Source organism: Archangium violaceum, assembly GCF_016887565.1.
Taxonomy (GTDB): Bacteria; Myxococcota; Myxococcia; order Myxococcales; family Myxococcaceae; genus Archangium; species Archangium violaceum_B.
Genome location: NZ_CP069396.1, coordinates 9,683,705 through 9,704,506, shown reverse-complemented (window position 1 = coordinate 9,704,506; position 20,802 = coordinate 9,683,705). Strand labels below are relative to the sequence as shown.

Here is a 20,802-nt window from a genome sequence, read left to right as displayed (position 1 = left end):
GCTCACTTCTTGTCCTCGGCCACTCTACCCGAGCCCGGGGCCGGCCGGGCAGGGGGCGTGCGCTTCTTGGGGGCAGGTGTAGGAGATTGGGCGGAATCGGGTGCCGGAGCGTCGGCCTTGGACTGGGCCTCGGCCTTGGAGGGCTGGGTGTCTGTCGCCTGGGCCTCGGCGGCCTTCTTCTGTTCGTCCTCGGCCTTCTGGGCCTTGCGGAGCTGCTCCTTCTTCTCGCGTTCGCGGCGCTTCTCCTCCCGCTGGATACCCTTCTTGGCCTCCTTGACGTAGTCGTCCACGCGCTCGTCCTGGCCGCCCTTGGAGCGGTACTGGTCGAAGAAGGTGAGGGCGGTCTGGAGCCGGACGGTGGCGTCCATGTCCCGTGGCTCGGCGTCGAGGTGGAGGATGGCGAGGTTGAAGTAGGTGTCCGGCAGGTCCGGCGCGAGGCGGAGCACCTGTTGGTACTCGGCGAGTGCACGGGCGAAGTCCCCCTGGCCGCGCCAGGCGTTGCCGAGGTTGAGCCGGGCGGAGACGAAGTCGGGCGCGGCCTGGACGGCGGCCTCGAGCTCCTGGCTGGCGGCGGCGTAGTCCTCGGCCTCGTTGAGCAGGGCGCCGAGGTTGTTGCGCGCCTCGGCGAAGTCTGGCTTCAGCTCCGCGGCCTTCTTGAAGGACTCCAGGGCGGCGGGTTTCGCCTTGAGCCCGAGCAGCACCAGCCCCAGGGCGTTGTGCGTGGCGGGGTCGTCCGGGGCGATCTCCCGGGCGTTGTCGAGCACCATCCTGGCCAGCTCGTACTTGCGCTCGCGGTAGTACACCTGGGCGAGCAGTTGCATGGCGCGCACGTTGCGCTCGTCGGCCTTGAGGACACGCTTGGCCTCGGTGACGGCCGCGTCGAGCTTCTTCTGGCACAACAGCGCCTGCACGAGCGCGATGTGCGGGGCGATGGCGTCGGGCTTCGCCTGGAGCTGCTCACGGAGCCGCGCCTCGGCCTGGGCGGCGCGGCCGGTACGGCACTGGAGGCGGGTGAGGTTGTCCCAGGCGGCCTGTTGCTCCGGTTTCAGTGCCAGGGCCTGACGGTAGGCGCGCTCGGCCTCGTCGTTCTTGCCCAGACGCTCCTGGACGATGCCGAGGTTCGTCCAGGCGGTGGCGTCCTTCGGCTGCTGGTCCGCATTCGTCCTCATCGCGGACTCGGCGGTGGTCAGCTCGCCACGCTGGGCCACGGACAGCAGATCCGCGGGAGGTGGGGTTGCCTTCTGGGCTGTGTCCTTCTCGGGAGCCGGAGCGGTCTGCTTATTGGACTCACCGGCTGGGGGACTCGTGTCCGGAGTGGAGACGGCGGAAGCGGTGGCGGGGGACCTGGTGTCCGGACCCGCATCGGGCGTGGTGGCGCAAGCGGAGGCGAGCAACAGAAGGCATGGAGCGAGCAGTCGGCGCATGCTCATTTCGCACCTCCCTTGGTGGAGGCGCCTGGACCGTCCAACAAGCCCTCGGGATAGAGCGGCTCCGAGGCGATGGCGTTCTTCGCCTCCTTGAGCACCGGGTACTCGTTGGGCCGGAAGCGGTTGAGCGCCTCGAGCGTCTTCTTGGTCCACTCGTTGGCGAGGCGGTTCTTTCGCGCCTCCTGGAGGGTGGCCGTGTAGCTCTCGACGGCCCCGTCCTCGAGCGCCGCCGTCTGCTGCGAGAGCATGTCCTGGTAGGCCACCACCGCCTCCTCACCGAGCCGCTTCACGTCCGGAGGGATGGGGGTCTCGATGATGGTGTTGGCGAAGCGCTCCAGGGCGTAGCCGCGGCGGTACAGCGCGGCGAGCGTCCACTCCAGGCGCTTGTAGGGGAAGACGCGGGCGTAGGCCTCGTTGACGGACTTCACCCCGGCGCGTTTGTCCGTGAAGCTGCGCTCGAGCGCTTTGCCCTTGCCACCGATCTTGAGCTTGTCGAACTTGCGGAACTCGGCCTCGGCGAGCTGGAAGCGGCTGTAGGCGGCTGCGTCCGCGGCGAGCGGCTGGGCATCCGGTTGGAGCTTGCGGCGGTCGAACTCGGAGGCGGCGGACTCGTAGGCGCGCAGGGCCTCCTTTTCGTTCTTCAGCTTCATCCACGCGTTGCCCATGCGGCGCTTCGCGTCCACCACGAGCTCCACCTGCGCGGGCCGCGAGGCGAACTTGCGGACGAAGGCCTCCAGCGTGCGGATTTCGCCCTTCCAGTCCTCCTGCTTCTCCAGGACGACGGCGGCCTGGAACTGGTTGCGCGGGGCGTCCTCGGCGTTGGGGAAGAGGTCGGCGTAGCGCTGGAATGCGGCGGCGGCCTCGGTGTAGCGCTGCTGGCCCTCGAGCAGGCGCGCGGCGTTGAAGAGCGCGGCCTCGCGGTCCTTCGAGGCGGGGTAGTCCTTCACCAGCTTCTGGTAGCTGTTCACCGCCTTGTCGAAGTCGTACGAGCTCTCCGCGTTCACCGCCACGCGGAAGAGCGCTCCGGCGGCCAGGGACGAGGAGGGGTACTCGCGGAAGACGCGCTCGTACAGCTTGAGGGCCGAGTCGAAGCGGCGCGTCTTCTCATAGGCCACGGCGGCGTTGTTGAGGGCCTTGTCGGCGAACTCGTGTTGGGGGGCCTCGTTCACGAGCTGGAGGTACTTGGCGGCGGCCTCCTCGTACTTGCCCTCGGCGAGCAACTGGTCGGCGAGCTTGAAGCGGCCGGAGAGCTTGTGGCCGACCAGTTCCTTGTGGATGTGGCTGTTGGGGTCGATGACGCCCTTGTTGTCGGCGAGCTTGCCACTGACTTCCTCAAGGCCCCTCCAGTCCTTGTCGATGAGGAATGTCTCCACGACGAGGTTGGTGGAGAAGCGGGCCACCTCGTGCTGGGGGTATGACTGGATGATGGCCTCGAAGCGCCGGCGTGCCTCGGGGAAGTCGTCGTGGGCGTAGTACAGCTCCGCCGCCGTGTAGGCGACCTTGGGGGCGCGCTCGTCCTTCGGCAGCTTCGCCACGTACACGTCCGAAGCGGCCACCAGCTTCTCTTCCAGGTCGGAGAGCGGCGAGGGCTGCACCTTCTGGCCCTCGGGGCGATCCTTGGAGAGCAGAGGGGGGCGTGGAGGCTGCTTGCCGGCCTTGATGTCCGCATCGAGCTGCTTCTGCCAGGAGAACACCGCGCTCTGGGTCGAGTCGGCGAAGTACTTCTTGCCCAGGGTCGAGTCACGCACGGCCTCGTAGTGCTTCGCCGCCTCGCCGAACTGGAGCGAGAAGTAGAGGCAGTCGGCGTAGTAGTACTCCATCTCGTAGGCGTTCTTGCTGCGCGGGAAGCGCTGCAGGTACTTGCCGTAGGCGATGGCGGCCGTCTTGAAGCTCGCCGTGGCCTCGTCGAGCTTGCCCTCCTTCTTGAACACCCGTGCCTGCTCGTGGTGGTAGAAGGCGCTGGCGGTGAGGCTCTTCTCGGCGAGCTCGTCCGCGGCGGCCAGCACATCCGGCTCGTTCTGGTACTTCTGGTACCACTCGGAGCCGGGCGAGTAGAGCTCGGAGAGCTTCTGGGACTCGGCGGTGGCTTCCGTCAGCTTGCGGTCGCGCTGGTAGGCCTGGACGATCTTCTGCTGAAGCTGCGGCGCGTCCGGCGCGAGCGGGTCCTTCTGCAACACGAGCCGGTAGGCGGTGATGGCCGCGTCGTGGTTGGTCTGGTCGAAGTAGACGTCGCCCAGGCGGCGGTACACCTCGGCCTCATAGGGCCGGGGGCCGATCCTCGCGAAGAACGCCTGGGCCTTGTCGAGGCCGCCCCACGTCTCGTCGGCGAAGGAGATGGCGGTGTACTGGAGCGCCTCCTTGCGCAGGTCTCCACCGCCCGCCTCGTCGCCCTTGGCGGCGCGCTGGGCCTCGTAGAAGTCCATCAGCGTGACGAAGCGGGTGACCGCCTCGTCGAAGAGGTCCATGCGGTAGTACGTCCACCCCAGCTTGTAGAGGGCCTTGTCGTAGAGCGGGTGCGAGGTGTTCTTGATGGCCTGCTCGTAGGCCGCTGCCGCCTTGGCGAGCGCATCCGGCTCGTTGTAGGCGTCGAAGTAGTACTCGCCGATGCGTACCCAGGCCTCGGTGGTGAAGCGGCTGGTGGGGTAGCGGGCGATGAGCTGCTGGTAGGCGGCGCGGCTGTCCTCGAAGGCGTTCTGCTGCTCCAGGCAGTAGCCGAGCAGGTACCAGGCGCCGTCGTTGAGCCGGTAGTCCGGGAAGCGGGCGATGAGCTGCTTGTAGAGCTCGATGGACGGGTTGAAGTCCGGTTGGGGCTCGGGCGGAGGCTCGGCGCCCTCGGGGAGGTTGTTCAGCTGTTCCGTTTGCTGGCGCTGGGCCAGCATGTGCGTATCGCTGGAGCGCTCGAAGTACAGCTCCGCCAGGCGGAACATCACGTCCGGCGTGTAGCGCGGCTCGTTGGGGTAGCGCCGGAGGAACTCCTCGAAGCGCGCGATGGCCTCCAGCCGATCCTGGCGCTGCCGCGCCTCCACTTCGGAAATGGCCTTCTCGTACGACTTCGACAGTTGGTCGCGCTTCTGCTGGTACTTGCGCTCGATGAGCTGCTGCACCTCCTGCCGGAACTCGCGCGACTCCTCCTCGTAGCGCTGGACGGCCTCGCTCAGCTCCTCCAGCAGCTTCTCCTGCTCGGGCGTGCGGCCCAGGCCCTCGAAGCGCGAGCGTGCCCGCGGCTGCTCCGGCGCTGGAGCCGGGGCCGCCTCGGCGGCGGGCTCCGGACGTGCCGCGTCCTGGGCGGCGGCCCGCGCGGTGGCCAGCGTCAGCAGGGTGAGCAGCAGGGGGCGGCGCATCTATTTGGCGTCCTCGAGGACTCCCTCGAATTCCTTCTCCAGGGCGCGCAGCTCCTCGCCCTGCTGCGCGGACAGCTTCTGCATCTGCGTCGTCTTGTCCTGCTTGCGCGTGAAGGCCACGTCCACCAGTCCCACGTCCGCCTTCAGGACGAGCTCATAGAACTGTTGGCGCACCTTCTGGAAGCTCTCGTAGGCGATGCGGCCCACCAGGTTGCGCGCGTCGCCGGACACGCTGGCCACCTCCTGGTCGTAGCCCCGCAGCAATTGCTGCTCGGCCAGCACCTTGTCCCGGATGACCTTGCCACGCCGCTCCACCTGGGCGCGCAGCACCTGCCGGGCCTTCTCCACCCGGAGGCGCAGGGCCTCGGAGCGCTGGCGCACCTCGTGGGTTCGTTGCACCAGCGCCGCGTCGTCCCCGGACAGCCGTCCCTCGGCCGTCATCAACAACGCGTGCTCCCGCTCGAGCGTCTCGCGGTACTTCGCGCGGATGACGCCCTCGCCCGAGACGAAGGCATTGGCGGAGGTGCGCTCGTCGGCCAACAGCGAGCGCAGCTTCCGCACCTCGTCCTGGAGCACCGCCACCTTCTCCTCCTCCGCGCGGAGCTGCTCGAGGAACTGCTTCTCGTCCTCGGGCGTGGTGCGGCGCTCCTCACGCGTGTCCTGCACCCACTTGCGCATCGCGGTGGAGATGGCCGTCATGCTCTGCAGCTCGTGTCCCAGCCGGAAGGCCTCGCGGTCCAGCTCGTCCACGTGCGCCTGCAGCCGCTCGCGTCGGGATTCGATCTCCTCCTGGCTGGCGGGGATGCTGGCGAAGCGCGCGCGCAGGACCTCGCGCTCCTGGCGCACGCTCTCCAGCGCGGTGCGCGCCTCGGGCGTGAGCCGGCTCTGCAGCACGTCACTCTCCACCTGCACCAGGAGCTGCTCCGCCCTCGCGAGCGCGCTGTCCACCGCGTCCGCCCGGATGTAGCCCTCCTGCAGCACGGGGAACACCTGGAGGCCGCGCTCGTCCAGGGCCTGGAGGATGTGCAGGGCGATGGTGCGTGAGTCTTCCACGCCCTGGCGGCTGGCATCGACGTCCTTCACCATCCGCACCGCGTCCGCCACTTCCTTCTGGGTGGTGGCGGACTTCAGCGCCAGCGGTGGCAGCAGCATGGTGACGTCCAGCGTGCGCTCGTTGTGCGCCAGCAGGTTGTCGAAGTACGCGATGGGGTCCTGGTTCACCTTCAGCAGCGCGTCCATCTGGTCGCGCACCGGCTTGTAGGTGCTGATGACGCCCTCGTACGCGGAGGTGGCCTCCTCGTAGCGCTGCGTCTTGAGCTGCAGGTTGCCTTGCAGGAGCCGGGCGTCGGGCGCCAGCGCCCCGTCCGGCTCCACCAGCAGGAGGATGTCGATGGCGTTCTTCGCCTGCTCGAAGTCCCCCTTCTTCACGTGCACCCAGGCGATCTCGTAGAGCGACTCGACGAAGGACTCGCTCTGGCGGGAGATCCGCCCGTAATGGTCGAGCGCCTCGTCATGCCGGCCCAGCTCGTAGAGGAGCCGTCCCAGGGAGAGGTTGACCAGGTCCTCGAGCCCGGCGAGCTCCGGCTCCTCGGAGGTACTGGCGGCCAGGGGGCGGAACCGCTCCACGGCGCCCGCGTAGTCGCCTTCCTGCACGGACAGCACGCCGAGGAAGTACGCGCTCTGCTTCTGGAAGCGTCCGCCAGGGGTGTTGGCCAGCGACTGGAAGACCGCGCGCGTCCGCTCGCGCCGCTCCTTGTCCGGCAGGTCCGTCCGCTTGAAGAGCCACTTGGCGTAGACGTACTCCAGCTCCGGCGGCATCTGCCCACCCGACAGGCTCCGCGCCTTCTGGATGTGCACGTCGAGCCCCGTGAACTGATTGAGCCTGCCGGCGATCTCCAGGTAGCGCGTGAGCGCGTCCCGGTAGCGGCGGGTGTCCTTGAGCGAGAGCAGCTCGCGCAGGTAGATGCGCGCGGCGATGTAGTTCTTCTGCTGGTAGAGCGAGTCCGCCAGGTAGAAGAGCGCGTCCGGGTAGCGCGCATGGGCGCGGAACTTCGGGTCGCCCACCAGGTCGTAGAAGAGCACCGACGTGGTGTCCCAGTCGTTCAGCAGGTACTGGATCTCCCCGTTGGAGAAGCGCCGCAGCAGCACCTCGTCCTCGCTCGGCTCGGGGCGCTCGGTGTACTGCGCCTCGACGAAGCGCAGCTCCTCCTCGGCCGCACCGATCCGTCCGGAGACCTGCTCCAGCCGCGTGGACAGCTCGAGGGGGGACGGGCCAGGGGCGGGCGCGGCCTCCTTGGCGCGCGAGGGCCCCGGGGCGGCGAAGGTGGCCGCCGCGAGCAGGAGGGCTGGGAGGCGCGACGTGCTCAAGGCCGACCCTCTACTTCTTCGTCTCGGCGGGGGCCGTGGCGGTCGGAGGCGGTGGTGGGGCTCCAGCGGCGGGCGCGGCGTCCGAGGCCGGGGCGGTCTGCGAGCTCGTGTCGCGCTCCGACTCGACGTCGTAGCGCACCGCGGGCCGATCCTTCAGATCCGTGGTCAGCCCTCCCTGCTCGAAGCCCACCACGCGCACGGTGGTCACCTTCCCCGGCTCCGCGTTGAAGGTGTAGCTGGACTGCACCTTGAAGCGGTAGCCCTCCAGGTAGCTGAACACCCCGAAGCCATGGCCCCGGTAGACGAGCCGCACGGCGACCTGATGCTGGCCGGGCACGATGCGGCCCTTGAAGATCTCCAGCTCCTCCTGCCCGGACAGGCTCCCGTTCTCGTCCGCGCGGGTGAAGATGGGCGCGCCGTCCAGCGCGTACGCCACCGACTCCAGCACGAACGAGTCACCCATCTCGTTGCGGTGGAAGAGCACCGCGCTCGAGCCGGTGGTGAGATCTCCTCCCAGCACCGTCTCCTGCAGCAGCTGCAGGCGGGCCTTGGAGCGGAAGATCTTCTCCTTCAGGTCGACGACCTGCTCCTCGAGCGTCCTCACCCGCGTGGTGAAGGCCTCGTCCGCCGTCTGCCCGGGGTTGCTCTCCGGAGCCGAGGGGGCTGGCGCCGCCGTGGATGTCGCCGGAGCGGGAGCCCCAACGGGCGCGGGGCCCGTCTGCGCGAACGCAGGGGCCCACAGAAACGTGCTGGCGAGCGCCAGCACGGAGATGGAGGAGGGGGAGCGCACCGGAGCGACCTCGTCTGCTGGCGGCCGTGAGACCGCCAGACGTCTCTAGCCGCCCTTTTTCAGCTCCGTCAGCACCAGCTTGGCCACGGCCTTGAGCGTGTCGAACACGCCCACGCCCGTGGGGGCCACCGCCTGGTACTCGGGGATGTTGCGCTGGTTGAGCGTCTTGCGCATCTCCTCGACGGTCACCGCGTTGGGCAGGTCCCGCTTGTTGTACTGGATGACGTAGGGGATCTTGTTCAGATCGTAGCCCTGCTCGGCGAGGTTGACGCGGAGGTTCTCCAACGACTCCATGTTGGCCTCCATGCGCTCGACCTGGCTGTCGGCCACGAACACCACGCCGTCCACCCCCTTGAGGATGAGCTTGCGGCTGGCGTCGTAGAAGACCTGTCCCGGCACCGTGTACAGGTGGAAGCGCGTCTTGAAGCCGCGGATCTCACCCAGCGACAGCGGGAGGAAGTCGAAGAAGAGCGTGCGGTCCGTCTCGGTCGAGAGCGAGATGAGCTTGCCCTTCGTCTCCGCGGCGGTCTTGTTGTAGATGTACTGCAGGTTCGTCGTCTTCCCGCACAACCCGGGACCGTAGTAGACGATCTTGCAGTTGATTTCGCGAGACGAGTAGTTGATGAAGGACATGGCTTCCCGGGTTACTCGCTGAAGAGGTTGTCGATATCGTCGTCGGAAATCTCGGCGAACGGCGAGCCGACCCCGGGACCGTCAGTCTTCTTCACCAGAGTTTCGAAGATCTTGGTCAGCTCGTCACTGGCCTTCTTGATGCGCAGGCGCACCAGGCCGAGGCTGGTCCGGTTGTCGAAGATGACAACGAGCACCACCCGGCTCCCGACGATGGTCATGTAGAGCGAGTCCTTCGCCCCCTCGTGGAACTGATGGGGGAACTCGTTCTCTCCGATCAACTTCGCCAGACCGCCCATCGCCGCCACGTTACCGGCCGTCAGAGACGCCAGCGAGGTGGTATCGATGTTCTGCGTCTGACCCGCGGAGGAGATGAGCTGCCCGTTCTTGTCGACGAGGAACACCACCTTCGCGTTCGCGTCCTTGGTCAGCCGGTCGCAAACTGCGTTGATCTTGGTGAACTCCTCTTCATACATCACCAATTGCGTGCCCATGGGCGTTTACGCTCCTAAGCGTCTCGCTCGACCTTGACTCCCGCGGCCCCCGAAGGTTTCCGGAATGAATTTCGGAGGTTAGGTGCGGCGCTCCCGACCGGGGGAGCTTTAGCAAAGCCCTTTCAACCCGGCAAGAAGCCACCTCTTTCCGTGGAAGCCCGTGCTCCCGGGGCTGGCATGCAGGCACATGCCCACAGAGGCCGCCTGCCCAGCGCCTGGGGTAGGGGTGCCCGGGCCGTGCCGGAGAGAGCGTCGTGCATGGAGGTGTGTCGGGGAAAATCGGGCGCTTCCTGTTTCGAGGGGACCTGTCGAGTCTTCACTATACTCTGGCCGTGTCGTTCCTTCCGCGCCCCTTTTTTTCCATTCTCCTACTTGTGCTCACCCTCGGGGGGCCGATCACCGTCAGGGCCGAGGGAGCGTCCGCGGAGCACGCCACGGTCCGACTTCGGTACGGGTTGACCTTCCGGGAGGGGGCCCAGGAGGCCGGGCCGGCGGTGTCCTATGGGGGCATGACGCCCAATGACGTGGCGCTGTGGGCCGCGGTGTTCGGCGGGGGCTGGTGGGGGGCGTGGGCCAGCGTGCAGCGCGAGGGCCTCAGCCTCTCGAAGGAGACGCAACTCGTCACCGGGGGAGGGTTGCTGCGGGCCTCGGTGGGGCCGGCGGCGCGTGTCGCCCTGGGGCCGGTGCGCGCCGAGGTGAGCGCCGGCTACGGCTTCGCGCAGCTGCCCACCTTCTCCAGTGTCGAGGGAGGGGCGCGGCTCGTGGCCTCGGCGCGCCATGCCGCGCTGGTGGGAGCCCGCGTCCTCGTGCCGCTGCCCTGGCGCCTGCGCGCGGAGGTGCGTGGCGAGGTGCCCGTGGCCCTCGGTGCTTCGTCGACGGGCTTCGCGGCCGGTGGCGCGCTGATCGTGCCGGTGCTGCGGCGGGGCGAGTGGGGTGGGGCGCTGGTGCTGGACTACCAGTACGTGCGCGACGGGCTGACGACGGCGGACGGGTTGGAGTCATGGCAGGTCCTCAGCCGCGCGGGACTGGCGTTCGAGCTCACCCATGGCGGTGGGGACTCGCGGCCGGAACTGGGGGAGCTCGTCCTCGCGGTGGTGGAGGAGGACTCGGGGAAGGCGCTGCCCGGGGCCAGCGTGGTGCTGACGGTGGGGGGCGTGGAGCAGGCCCCGCGCGTGCTCGGCGCGGACGGGCGGTTGACGGGAGTGGAGCTGCCGCCGGGCGAGGTGCTCGTTCGCGTCGACGTGGAGGGCTATCTGCCCGTGGAGGCGCGCACCTCGGTGACGGCCGGTGGGCGCTCGGAGTTGGTGCTGCGGGCGATTCAGGAGCCGCGCGTGGGCTCCCTGGAGGTGCTCGTGGTGGATGGGCGCAATGGGACGCCCCTGCCGGGCGCGCTCGTCACCGTGGGCGGTACCGAGGTCACCACCAACGACATGGGGCTGGCCCTCCTGAAGGGGCTCGCCCCGGGTCCCGTGGAGGTGAAGGTGTCGGCCCCGGACTTCCGCACCGGGCAGGAGGCCGTGGTCATCGCCGCCGGCCTCGTGTCGCGACTGTCCGTGTCACTCACCCATGCGCGCCAGGGAGCGCTCGCTACCTTGTCCGGTCAGGTGCGCAGCGTCCGTGGAGGAAAGCCACTCCAGGCCTGGCTCTACGTTCCGGAGGCGAAGCTCCGCCGCCGCACGGACGCCAGGGGGACTTTCCAGGTCCAGCTCAAGCAAGGTAGGTATCGTCTCGTCTTCTCGGCTCCCGGCCACCTGTCCCAGACGAAGGTCGTCACCGTGGGCGACGGCGAGCAGGCCATCTTCAACGTCGATCTCTTCCCCAAGACCCGGTGAGTTCCTTCCGCTTTCTCCTCGCGTCCGCGCTGTGTCTGCTGCTCGCCACCGCGTGCGGGGAGGAGGAGCCGTTGCCTCCCGCTCCCGCTCCCACGCCGGTGACGCCAGCCCCCGCGACGGCGGCGGAGGACGCGGGCGTGGCGGAACTCGCGCGGCTCGCGTCGATGTCAGGCGAGGTGTGGCTCGAGCGCGGAGGGAAGCAGTCGCCCGCGACCCAGGGACCGCTGCTGCGCGGTGACGCGTTGGAAACGGGCGCCGACGCGAGCGCCAGGGTGCTTTTCGCCGACGGGCGCACGGTGGAGGTGGGCGCTCAGGCGCGCTTCATCCTCGACGAGGACTCGACCGGCGTGGTGGTGATGGTGTCGCGCGGCATCGTGCTGTCGCGGGTACCGGCGGTCGCGGCGGGAGGGAAGGCGGGTCCGCGGGTCCATCTCACCCTGCTCACGCCCTTCGGTCTCACCCGCCTGGGCGCGGAGGAGAGCGAGGTGCGGTTGGACGTGGGCCAGGACGAGAGCCACGTGGAAGTCCGCCTGGGCTCCGTGGAGGTGGTGGCGAAGAACGGGCAGACGGTGCGGGCTACTCAGGGGCAGGAAGTCTCGGTGAAGGCCGAGGGCGTGACGACGCGGGTGCTGGAGCTGGCGCCCGTGCAGGTGACGGTGCACGCCGGGACGGGCCGCGCGGAGTGGCGCCAGAAGGGCAGTGCCCGGTGGCGCGCGGTGGACCGGAAGGGCGAGGCGCTCGGGGCCGGCGACAGCGTGCGCGCGCGCCAGGGCACGGCGCTGCTGAACCTGGAGGGCTCGGAGTCCACGCTCGCGCTGGGGCAGGGCGGCGAGCTGGTGGTGGAGGGCGTGGCCCGCTCCGGGATGACGGACGAGGCGCGGTTGGATCTGCTCGGGGGCGAGCTGGGACTGACGCTGGCTCCGGGCCATGTCAGCCGCGTGGTGTTTCCGGGGCTCCTGCTGGAGAGCAACGGGGCCGCCCGGCTCGACGTGCGGCGCACCGGGGACGGCTTCACCGTGGACTCGCGAGCGGGTGACGTGACGCTGGTGCGCGGCGAGGCCCGGGCGCCCCTGCGCGCGGGCGAGCGCGCCACCGTGGCGGGAGAGGCCGCCGCGCGCGTCGAGTCGCTGGCGCGGGCGCCGGTCGCGCTGGCCTCGCTCGAGGGCCAGCAGGTGTTCCACCGGCGCCTGTCCGAGGTGGCCCTCACGTGGGACGAGGAGGGCGAGGTGCGGGTGGAGGTGGCCTCGGATTCCGACTTCAAGCGGCCGGTGCTGTCGGGTGTGGCCCGCCGCGGCTTCGTCAACGTGAAGGCCCCCGCGAAGGGCTCGCTGTACTGGAGGGTGCGGCGGCCGGACGGCTCGGAGCTGACCCATGGCCATGCGTCCTTCGGGCCGGAGCGCTCGCCCAAGGGCCAGCTGGATCGGCTGCGCAACCGGGTACCCGAGGGGCCGGAGAAGACGACCATCTTCTTCCAGGACAAGCCCCCGGCCATCACCTTCACCTGCCAGGCGGAGACGGGCGCGGCCTCCTACAAGGTCGCGGTGTACCGGAGCGGCGCCCTCGGGCAGCCCGTGGCGGAGCGCTCCGCCGCCTCGTCGCACGTGCCGCTCGAGGCGGGTCTCCTGAAGGAGGGCAGCTTCCTCTGGTCCATCACCCCGCTGGGGCCCAAGGGGCAACCGTTGCGTGGCGGGAGGATGAACAAGCTGGAACTTGTCTTCGACAATTCCGTGCCAACGCTCGTCGTCAGCGCGCCCCGAGAGGGGCAGCGCGCGGGAGCTCGTGTCCGCGTGATCGGGGTGGCCCCCGTGGATGCACGCCTCTCCGTGAACGGCAAGCCCCTGGCACTCGACTCGAAACACCGGTTCGATACCTGGGTGGCGTCGGCGGGACAGCCTCCCGTCGTCGTATTCAAGATGTCTCGCCCTGGTGCACCGGACGTATATACGGTGCGCACGCTGAAGTGAGGCCCTGAGATGACGACCCCTCGCGCCCGGACGGAACCTGCAGGGAACGCCGAAGCGCTCCGGCCCTATGGCCAGTACGTGCTGGTGCGCAAGCTGGCCGAGGGCGGCATGGCGGAGATCTTCCTCGCCAAGCGGCTCGGGGCGGACGGCTTCGAGCGCAATGTCGTCATCAAGCGGATGCTGGCGCACCTGTCGGGCCTGCCGGACTTCGTGGAGATGTTCCGCGACGAGGCCCGGCTGGCGGCGAAGCTGGTGCACCCCAACGTGGTGCAGATCCACGAGCTGGGCTTCACCGAGGGTTGCTACTTCATCTGCATGGAGTACCTGCCGGGGGAGGACTTCTCCACCACGGTGCGCACGGCGAGCTTCCGGGGCGAGTACGTGCCGGTGCCGCTGGTGCTGCGCGTGCTCGCGGACGCGGCGCGCGGCCTGCACTACGCGCACGACTTCACCGACGAGTCGGGCCGGCCGCTGAACATCGTCCACCGCGACATCTCGCCCTCCAACCTGTACGTGACGTACGAGGGCCAGGTGAAGGTGCTGGACTTCGGCATCGCCAAGGCCGAGTCGCGCCTGGCGCACACGCGCACCGGCGTGGTGAAGGGCAAGTACGTCTACATGGCGCCGGAGCAGGCCCGGGGCGAGGAGGTGGATCGCCGCGCGGACGTCTTCTCCCTGGGCGTCTGTCTCTACGAGTCGCTCACCCACGTGCGGCCCTTCGCCCGGGACAATGATCTGGCGGTGCTCAACGCCCTGCTGTCGGGTGACTTCCAGCCGCCCAGCGCGCTGCGGCCCGACCTGTCTCCGGCGCTGGAGGCGGTGGTGCTCAAGGCGATGGCGTATGACCGCGCGCAGCGCTACGCCACCGCCGCGGAGCTCGCGGACGACCTGGAGGGACTCCTGTCGCTGGAGTCCCAGGCGCCGACCAGTGCCCACCTCGCCGCGTACCTGCGCGGCAGCTTCGGCGAGCAGCGCTACACGGAGAAGACGCGCATCCCCACGCTCGCGACGCTGGGGCAGGCCGGGCACCCCATACCGGCGGTGGCACCCGCGGAGAGCTCGTTCGTGCGCCCCATGGAGTCGCCCAACGCGTACACGGAGGCGCGGCCGAGCGTCGTTCCCACTCCGTCCGGGACTGGCATTCGCACGGTGGAGGCTCCGCGCCGGCGGGGACTGCTCATCGCGGCCGTGGCGGGCGGTCTGCTGCTGGCGGGTGTGGCCTTCGTGGTGGGGCGCAATGTCGGCAATGCTCCGTCCGCCCCGGTGGCGCAGCCGCCTCCGGCCTCGGTGCTCCAGTCCGCTCCGCCGCCCTCGACGACTCCCGAGCCTCCGCCGAGCCCCACGACACCGGCTCCCGCGCCAGGGGCCGCCGCGGTCCCGGCCGCCCAGCTCCAGCCTCCCTCCCAGGCGGTCCCCCAGCCAGAGGCCGTTGGGACACAGCCCTCGGACGAGGTCGAGCCCTCACCCCAGGTGAAGGGGAAGACGTCCACGCGCTCGCCGAAGACGCGCGTGTCGCTGGAGGTCGCGGACATCCAACGCGTGGTGTCGCGCAACCGGGCGCGCCTCATGACGTGCTTCGAGAAGTACAAACGCGACCTGCCCGCCACCGAGGGCGATGTGCAGGTGCGCTTCACCATCTACTCGTCGGGCAAGGCGAACGCGACCACCCAGGGGGCGCTGGCGACACAGCCCGTGGGCAGGTGCCTGGAGACGCAGATGGAGCGCCTGCGCTTCCCGGCGCACCGGGACAAGGAAGTGACGGTGGTGCTGCCCGTCGGCTACCGCGTCACGCGGTAGCCGGGGGCCTCACAGCTCGCGCCGGGCGCTGAGCGCCTTGGCCAGCGTGGCCTGGTCGGCGTACTCGAGATCTCCACCCATGGGCAGACCCTGGGCGATGCGGCTCACACGGATGCCCATCGGCTTGAGCATCCGGGTGAGGTAGAGCGCGGTGGCCTCGCCCTCCACGTCCGGGTTGGTGGCGAGGATGATCTCCTCGACGTGCCCGTCTCCGAGCCGCGTCAGGAGCTCCTTGATGCGCAGCTGCTCGGGGCCCACGCCGTCCAATGGCGAGAGCACACCGTGCAGCACGTGGTAGCGGCCCTTGAACTCGCGGGTGCGCTCCAGTGCCATCAGGTCCGCGAACGTCTCCACCACGCACAGGACGCGCTCGTCGCGCTTGTTGTCCCGGCAGAAGCCGCACAGCTCCGAGTCGGTGAGGGAGAAGCACCGGGCACACAGGTGCACCTTCTCCTTCACCTCGCGGATGGCATGCGACAGCTCCTGGGCGTACTCACCCGGAGCGCGGAGGATGTGGAACGCCAGCCGCTGCGCGGTCTTCTCCCCGATACCGGGAAGCTTCGCGAGCTGGGCGACCAGGCGGTTGAGAGGGTCGGGAGTCATCCGGTATCAAGTAATGCCGGGGATCTTCACGCCGCCGGAGATCTTGCCGAGCTCGCGCTGCATCTTCTCACGGCTGCTCGCCAGGGCGGCGTTGACGCCGGCGGTGACGAGGTCCTCGAGCATGCCCAGGTCGTTGGGGTCCACGAGCGACTTGTCGATCTTGATGCTCTTGATCTCCTGGACGCAGTTGGCGACCACGGTGACGCGGCCGTCACCGGCCTTGGCCTCGACGGTCTCTTCGGCCAGCTCCTTCTTGCGCTGCTCGATCTTCTCCGTGAGCTTGTTGGCCTGACGGATGAAATAGTTCAGGTCGATGCCGGGCATGAGCTTCCTCGTATGGCGTGCGAGCGGGCATCGGGGACCGCTCGGCATGAAGTCGAAGGGCGCACCCTAGCGTCGTACGCGTCCGTTGTCAGGCGCTGTCGTCGGGAGTGTCGCTCGTCGGTGCGGAGACCGGGCGCACGGGCTGGTCGTACACCTGGATGTGTTCGATCTCTCCCCCCAGGAACTTGAGCGCGGCCCGGAGGGCGGGGTGACCGCGGACACGGCCCTCGGTGCTCTTCTCGTAGGCGGTGCGCTCCTGGGCGTCCTGCTCGGCGATGCTGATGAGGCCCGCGCCCGTGCCCGCATCGGGGCCAGCGACCTTGTCGGCCTCGGAGACGTCCTGCACCACGAGCTTCGTGGGGCGGCCGAAGTGCTCGGACAGGGCCTTCTCGACCGTGGCGCGTCCGTTGCCGGCGACCGTGGTCTTGTGGAAGCCGTCCTTGGGCGTGTAGCCGATCGCCACCTCGCCCTCTCGAATCCACAGCAGGCGGCCGCACGCGAGTGACTTGGCGTGCCGGCCGGAGGCGTTGCGCACGGTGTCCACCGCCGCGCGCCACCGGTCCTGGAGGGGACGCCGGGGGTTGTCGCGACCCGAGGCGGCCATGGGGGCCGCGGTGCCCGAGGCGTGGTGGACGTCGAAGGGCCGGACGGACTCGACCTCCGGTTCCGGCTCGGCGAGAGGGACGGGCGGCGCGTCGGGCAGGCACTCGCCCGAGGCACAACCATCGGCCGGGCCCTCCTCGGCGAAGAGCCGCTCGTCCTCCTCCTGCCGCGGGGCGGGCGCCGACGGCGGCGGACGCACGTTCGTCACGCGCACCACGGGCTGCGAGGGCACGGGTGTGGGGGCCCGGGCCGCGTCCAACGGGCGAGGGGCCTGGGCGGAGACAGGCCGCGGTGGCTCCATGCTGGCGGGAGCCTGGGCGCGGACGGGCGTGGGCTGGGGGCCACCGGGAGACGGGACGCGAGAGGCTTCCCACGGGCGCGACGGGGCCGCGGCCGCCGTGGGGGGCACGGCGGGCTCGGGCGCGCGAGTCGTGGGGGCGGGGCGGGGCGGCTCTGGCGGACGCTCAGTGGGCGCGAAAGTTGGCGGGACCGGAGCGACCTCCGGGCGCTCCGGCAGCCGCTTTGCGAGCGTCATCGGGCCCGAGCCCCGAGGCGAGGCGGTCCACCCGGGCGATGAGCTCCGGGATGGAGCCGACGGGCGAGAGCTGGATGGCCTTGAGCAGCGCCATCTCCAGCGCGAGCCGGGGCTGTGGCGCGCGCGACACCTCCCACACGCAGCCGTGGACGATGTCGAAGAGCCGGGAGATCTGCGCCGGGTCCGCGTCCTTGGCCAACGTGGTGAGCGCGGTGCGCTCGGACTCGGCGAGCTCGGGAGGGGCCTCGCCCAGCGTCTTGGCCACGAAGAGGTGACGCAACTGCAGCGCGAGCTCCTCGGTCAGCCGCTTGAGATCGGTGCCGCGGTTGAAGACCTCCTCCACGCGCTCCAGCACGCGCTTCGCGTCCTTGCGCACCAGGGCCTCGGCGAAGTCCTGCACCACCGTGCGGTCGATGGCGCCCAGCGCGTCGGCGACATCCTCGTCCTTGGGCTCGGGGCCACAGGCGGAGAAGATCTGATCGAGCAGGCTGAGCGCATCGCGCATGCCGCCCTCGGACTGGCGCACCACCATGGAGAGCGCCCGCTCCGAGATGGCCACCTTCTCCTGCTCGCAGATGTACTTGAGCCGATCGAGCATCACCTTGGCGGAGATGCGCCGGAAGTTGTGGCGCTGGCAGCGCGAGAGGATGGTGTCCGGGAGCTTGTGCGCCTCGGTGGTCGCGAAGATGAACTTCACGTGCCCGGGCGGCTCCTCCAGCGTCTTCAGGAGCGCGTTGAACGCGGCTCCCGAGAGCATGTGGACCTCGTCGATGATGTAGATCTTGTGCCTGTCGCGCTGCGGCAGGTACTTGGCGTTCTCGCGGATCTCCCGGACGTTCTCCACGCCGTTGTTGGAGGCACCGTCGATCTCCGCCACGTCCACGGAGGTACCGGCGGCGATCTCCGTGCAGGCCTGGCACTTGCCGCAGGGCTCGGGGGTGGGGCCCTTCTCGCAGTTGAGCGCCTTGGCGAGCAGGCGGGCGGCGGTCGTCTTGCCCACGCCTCGCGGGCCGCAGAACAGGTAGGCGTGCGCCACCCGGTTCATCTTGATGGCGTTGGCGACCGTCTTGACCACGTGCTCCTGGCCAGTCATGTCGTCGAAGGTCTGCGGGCGCCATTTACGGGCGAGGACGAGGTAGCTCATGGGGGGCGGCAATCTAAACACGGAGAACACCCGGGCGCACGATTTCCATGCACCGTCGCTCTACTTTTCGGGTCATCTCCGGGCGTCCAGGAATGGGACGCACGGAGTCGGGTGCTTCACTCCGCGTCCGATGCGCTCGTGGTGCACACCGGCCGAGCCCAGGGCGGGCGGACGAACGCCCCATGGCTTGCGCTTCCAGTGGAGGGCGGGGAGAGTCGCGAGCCCACTCCGATGACCGCTCCCGCGCCCGTCACCGCTCCTCCGCCCTCCGTCGTCCCCACCCCGGATGCGCCTTCCGCCGAGGTGCGCCAGAGGTGGCCGCTCGTGCTGCTGCTGGGCGCGGTGGGGGCGCTGCCCGCGGTCATCGCGGTGGCACAGCTCGGGCGCATCCACCCGGACGAGGTGTACCAGCTGCTCGAGCCGGCCTGGTACCGCGCGCACGGGTACGGAGTGCTGGCCTGGGAATGGAGGGTGGGCCTGCGCAACTGGGCCGCGCCCGGACTGGCCGCGTGGCTGCTGCGGCTGGCGGACGTGTTGGGACTCACACACCCCGTGGCGTACCGGGCGCTGCTCGCCGTGCCCCAGGCTGCCCTGCACGGGTGGATGGCGTGGGCCGTGTACCGCTTCGCCGAGCGCCGGGCCGGCCACGTGGGAGGCCTCTTCTCTCTCCTGGCGGTGGGACTCTACGGGCCGGTGCTCGTCTTCGCGGGCCGGACGCTGGGCGAGTCCCTCTCCACCGCCTTCCTGGTGGTGGCCATGGAGGCGCTCGACCGTGAGGAGCGTCCGGTGCGAGCGGGCCTGGTGGGCGGGCTGGCACTGGGGCTCGCCGTGGTGGCGCGCTACGGCTCGGCGGTGATGGTGCTGACGGCGCTCGTCTGGCTGGTTATGGCGCGGCGCTGGCGGGTGCTCGCCTTCACCTGCCTCGCGGGACTGGGCGTCGCGCTGGGCCTGGGCGCGCTCGACTGGGCGACCTGGGGCAAGCCCTTCCACTCCTTCTTCGCCTACGTGGACTTCAACGTCCTCTCCGGGCAGGCGGCGAGGCAGTTCGGCGCCTCACCTCCGGGTTTCTACCTGCACCCCTTCCTCACGGGACTGCCCGTCTGGGTGTGGGCCGTGGCTCCCCTGGGGCTGCTCGCGCTCCGCCAGCGGCTCGCCATGTCGCTCCCGCTCTTCTGCGCGGCGGTGTACCTCGTCGCCATCATCGCCACCGCCCACAAGGAGGAGCGCTTCCTCTACCCGGGGCTGGTGCTCGTCGTGTTGGCCGCCGCCCCATCCCTGGCGGCTTTCGTCCTGCGGCAGGCGGAGGCCCGCGCGCGGTGGGGACTGGGAGCGGTGGCCCTGCTCGCCTCGCTGGTGCCCGCGCACTTCTACCCGCCGATGGACCTGCGCGGAGACCAGTTCCGCGCCATCGTCTCGGCGACCCGGGACGACGGCGCCCGCGGACTGCTCATCGTCAACGAGGGCCTGTGGGGCTCCGGGGGCTTCTTCTACATCGGCAAGAACATCCCCTGGGGCACCTGCGACCACCCCTCGGATGCGAACTTCCAGGGGGCCATGAGGGACAGGCGCATCAACCGCGCCGTCACCTTCGAGGGCCGGGCCGTGGCCGAGCTCCAGGCGGCCGGCTTCCGGGTGGTGGAGCAGGTGGGCCGGGAGACGGTGCTCGCTCGCGACTGAGCGGGCAAAAAAAAGAAGGAGCCGGGTCTTCCTTTCAGAAGACCCGGCTCCTTCACAAGAACGGCCGGGACACACGCGGAGGTGCGCTACCGTTGCTTCCTTCCGGACCTGGCGGGGTTCACGTCCCCACGTTGTCCCGACCACAAGCTCTTCAAAATCTACAACACGTACGGAGAGGGTGGGATTCGAACCCACGATACCCTTTCAGATATACACGCGTTCCAGGCGTGCGCCTTCAACCGCTCGGCCACCTCTCCATGAGACACTCTGCGGAGAGCGTAGGATTCGAACCTACGATACCGTTCCCGGTATGCCTGATTTCGAGTCAGGTGCCTTCGACCACTCGGCCAGCTCTCCAATATTCACTTTTCGCGTTTCTTCTCGCGCAGGCGCTCGAAGAATTCCTTCAAAACGAGGCGGCACTCGTCCGCCAACACTCCACTCATGACCTGGAGCCGGTGGTTGTGCCGGGGCTCCTCGGCCAGGTTGTAGAGCGACCCGACGGCGCCTGCTTTCGGATCCGAGGTTCCGAACACCAGACGCGTCACACGGGACTGGACCAGGGCTCCGGCGCACATCGCGCACGGCTCCAGCGTCACGTACAGGGTGACACCCGTGAGCCGCCACGCTCCCAGCGCCTTGGCCGCTGCGTCCAGCGCGAAGATTTCGGCGTGAGCCAGGGGGTTCCGGTCGATCTCCCGACGATTGAAGCCGACTCCGATGACCTTGCCATCGTGTACGGCCACGGCACCGACGGGAACTTCCCCGAGTCCAGCAGCTTCCCGCGCGAGCACGAGGGCCTGCTGCATGAAAGCTTCGTCCAGACTCATGGGAAAGGTGGAGAGGGGAAAGGTTGGCGCTCCCTGGAGGATTCGAACCTCCGGCCTTCGGATTCGTAGTCCGACGCTCTATCCAGCTGAGCTAAGGGAGCTTGCCGTTTCCTTCTACCGCTCTACCACAACCGCGAACTCTGTACCACAACCACTTTCGCGCTACCACAACCAAGATGAGTGGCGGAGAGAGAGGGATTCGAACCCTCGATACCCTTTCGAGTATGCAGGTTTAGCAAACCTGTGCCTTCAGCCTCTCGGCCATCTCTCCACTGCCAGTACTGTCAAAGAACCGCGTACAGCAAGAACAAAAACGGAGGAGGTAGGATTCGAACCTACGGGAGGCTTTCGCCACCTGCGGTTTTCAAGACCGCTGCCTTCAGCCGCTCGGCCACTCCTCCAGCTGCTTGGAGCCGCGCGGGCCACCGAACTGCGTGGGCCGCC

Annotated in this window: 15 protein-coding genes, 5 tRNA genes and 1 other RNA gene; 4 read left to right on the top strand and 17 right to left on the bottom strand. The window is 69.2% G+C overall.

Annotation, left to right across the window (positions count from 1 at the left end; genetic code table 11):
- Positions 1-2 precede the first annotated feature (2 nt).
- Genes JRI60_RS38680 through mglB form a run of 6 tightly spaced genes read right to left on the bottom strand, consistent with a single transcriptional unit; the run spans position 3 to position 9,049 of the window.
- Positions 3-1,430 carry a tetratricopeptide repeat protein gene (locus JRI60_RS38680; protein ID WP_204221039.1) on the bottom strand — a complete coding sequence of 476 codons (1,428 nt, stop codon included), beginning with the start codon at positions 1,428-1,430 and terminating at the stop codon, positions 3-5.
- Complete coding sequence (locus JRI60_RS38675; RefSeq protein WP_204221038.1) at positions 1,427-4,768, bottom strand: tetratricopeptide repeat protein; 3,342 nt, start codon at positions 4,766-4,768, stop codon at positions 1,427-1,429. The genes JRI60_RS38680 and JRI60_RS38675 overlap by 4 nt, the downstream gene beginning before the upstream one ends.
- Positions 4,769-7,135 carry a tetratricopeptide repeat protein gene (locus JRI60_RS38670; protein ID WP_204221037.1) on the bottom strand — a complete coding sequence of 789 codons (2,367 nt, stop codon included), beginning with the start codon at positions 7,133-7,135 and terminating at the stop codon, positions 4,769-4,771. It lies immediately after the preceding gene.
- Positions 7,136-7,145: 10 nt separating this feature from the next.
- On the bottom strand, positions 7,146-7,925 hold the full coding sequence (locus JRI60_RS38665) for a dihydrolipoamide acetyltransferase (RefSeq protein WP_239469973.1): 780 nt from the start codon (positions 7,923-7,925) through the stop codon (positions 7,146-7,148).
- A 45-nt stretch (positions 7,926-7,970) separates the two neighbouring features.
- Complete coding sequence (gene mglA / locus JRI60_RS38660) at positions 7,971-8,558, bottom strand: gliding-motility regulator Ras-like GTPase MglA (RefSeq protein WP_204221036.1); 588 nt, start codon at positions 8,556-8,558, stop codon at positions 7,971-7,973.
- An 11-nt stretch (positions 8,559-8,569) separates the two neighbouring features.
- Positions 8,570-9,049 carry a gliding-motility regulator GTPase-activating protein MglB gene (gene mglB, locus JRI60_RS38655; RefSeq protein WP_204221035.1) on the bottom strand — a complete coding sequence of 160 codons (480 nt, stop codon included), beginning with the start codon at positions 9,047-9,049 and terminating at the stop codon, positions 8,570-8,572.
- A 374-nt stretch (positions 9,050-9,423) separates the two neighbouring features.
- On the opposite strand from mglB, the gene JRI60_RS38650 reads away from it, so the two are divergent.
- Genes JRI60_RS38650 through JRI60_RS38640 form a run of 3 tightly spaced genes read left to right on the top strand, consistent with a single transcriptional unit; the run spans position 9,424 to position 14,642 of the window.
- The gene (locus tag JRI60_RS38650; protein ID WP_239469971.1) at positions 9,424-10,881 is read left to right on the top strand and encodes an MSCRAMM family protein; all 1,458 of its coding nucleotides are present in this window, start codon (positions 9,424-9,426) and stop codon (positions 10,879-10,881) included.
- Positions 10,878-12,845, top strand: a complete 1,968-nt coding sequence (locus tag JRI60_RS38645; RefSeq protein WP_239470944.1) for a FecR family protein — start codon at positions 10,878-10,880, stop codon at positions 12,843-12,845. The genes JRI60_RS38650 and JRI60_RS38645 overlap by 4 nt, the downstream gene beginning before the upstream one ends.
- Before the next feature lie 9 nt (positions 12,846-12,854).
- Positions 12,855-14,642: a protein kinase domain-containing protein gene (locus JRI60_RS38640; protein ID WP_204221034.1), complete on the top strand. Its 1,788-nt coding sequence runs from the start codon at positions 12,855-12,857 to the stop codon at positions 14,640-14,642.
- A 9-nt stretch (positions 14,643-14,651) separates the two neighbouring features.
- On the opposite strand, the gene recR is transcribed toward JRI60_RS38640, so the two are convergent.
- The 4 genes from recR to dnaX form a co-directional block, all read right to left on the bottom strand.
- Positions 14,652-15,245, bottom strand: coding sequence for a recombination mediator RecR (recR, locus tag JRI60_RS38635; RefSeq protein WP_204221033.1), 594 nt, complete (start codon positions 15,243-15,245; stop codon positions 14,652-14,654).
- 6 nt (positions 15,246-15,251) lie between these two features.
- A complete protein-coding gene (locus JRI60_RS38630; protein ID WP_043399057.1) occupies positions 15,252-15,569 on the bottom strand; it encodes a YbaB/EbfC family nucleoid-associated protein in 318 nt (105 codons plus the stop codon).
- 88 nt (positions 15,570-15,657) lie between these two features.
- Positions 15,658-16,473, bottom strand: a complete 816-nt coding sequence (locus JRI60_RS38625) for a DNA polymerase III subunit gamma/tau (protein ID WP_239469969.1) — start codon at positions 16,471-16,473, stop codon at positions 15,658-15,660.
- Positions 16,474-16,636: 163 nt separating this feature from the next.
- The gene (gene dnaX, locus JRI60_RS38620) at positions 16,637-17,851 is read right to left on the bottom strand and encodes a DNA polymerase III subunit gamma/tau (RefSeq protein WP_204221032.1); all 1,215 of its coding nucleotides are present in this window, start codon (positions 17,849-17,851) and stop codon (positions 16,637-16,639) included.
- 231 nt (positions 17,852-18,082) lie between these two features.
- On the opposite strand from dnaX, the gene JRI60_RS38615 reads away from it, so the two are divergent.
- Positions 18,083-19,528: a mannosyltransferase gene (locus tag JRI60_RS38615; RefSeq protein WP_204221031.1), complete on the top strand. Its 1,446-nt coding sequence runs from the start codon at positions 18,083-18,085 to the stop codon at positions 19,526-19,528.
- A gap of 54 nt (positions 19,529-19,582) precedes the next feature.
- Here JRI60_RS38615 and ffs read toward each other — a convergent pair.
- The 7 genes from ffs to JRI60_RS38580 all read right to left on the bottom strand — a co-directional run bounded on the left by ffs (position 19,583) and on the right by JRI60_RS38580 (position 20,759).
- Positions 19,583-19,675: signal recognition particle sRNA small type (gene ffs, locus JRI60_RS38610), an RNA gene on the bottom strand.
- A 23-nt stretch (positions 19,676-19,698) separates the two neighbouring features.
- Positions 19,699-19,785, bottom strand: a tRNA-Ser gene (locus tag JRI60_RS38605).
- Positions 19,786-19,798: 13 nt separating this feature from the next.
- Positions 19,799-19,885, bottom strand: a tRNA-Ser gene (locus JRI60_RS38600).
- A 5-nt stretch (positions 19,886-19,890) separates the two neighbouring features.
- On the bottom strand, positions 19,891-20,358 hold the full coding sequence (tadA, locus tag JRI60_RS38595; RefSeq protein WP_204221030.1) for a tRNA adenosine(34) deaminase TadA: 468 nt from the start codon (positions 20,356-20,358) through the stop codon (positions 19,891-19,893).
- A gap of 24 nt (positions 20,359-20,382) precedes the next feature.
- A tRNA-Arg gene (locus JRI60_RS38590) sits at positions 20,383-20,459 on the bottom strand.
- Positions 20,460-20,539: 80 nt separating this feature from the next.
- Positions 20,540-20,629: transfer RNA gene (locus tag JRI60_RS38585), tRNA-Ser, on the bottom strand.
- A gap of 43 nt (positions 20,630-20,672) precedes the next feature.
- A tRNA-Ser gene (locus JRI60_RS38580) sits at positions 20,673-20,759 on the bottom strand.
- Between the last annotated feature and the right edge of the window lie 43 nt (positions 20,760-20,802).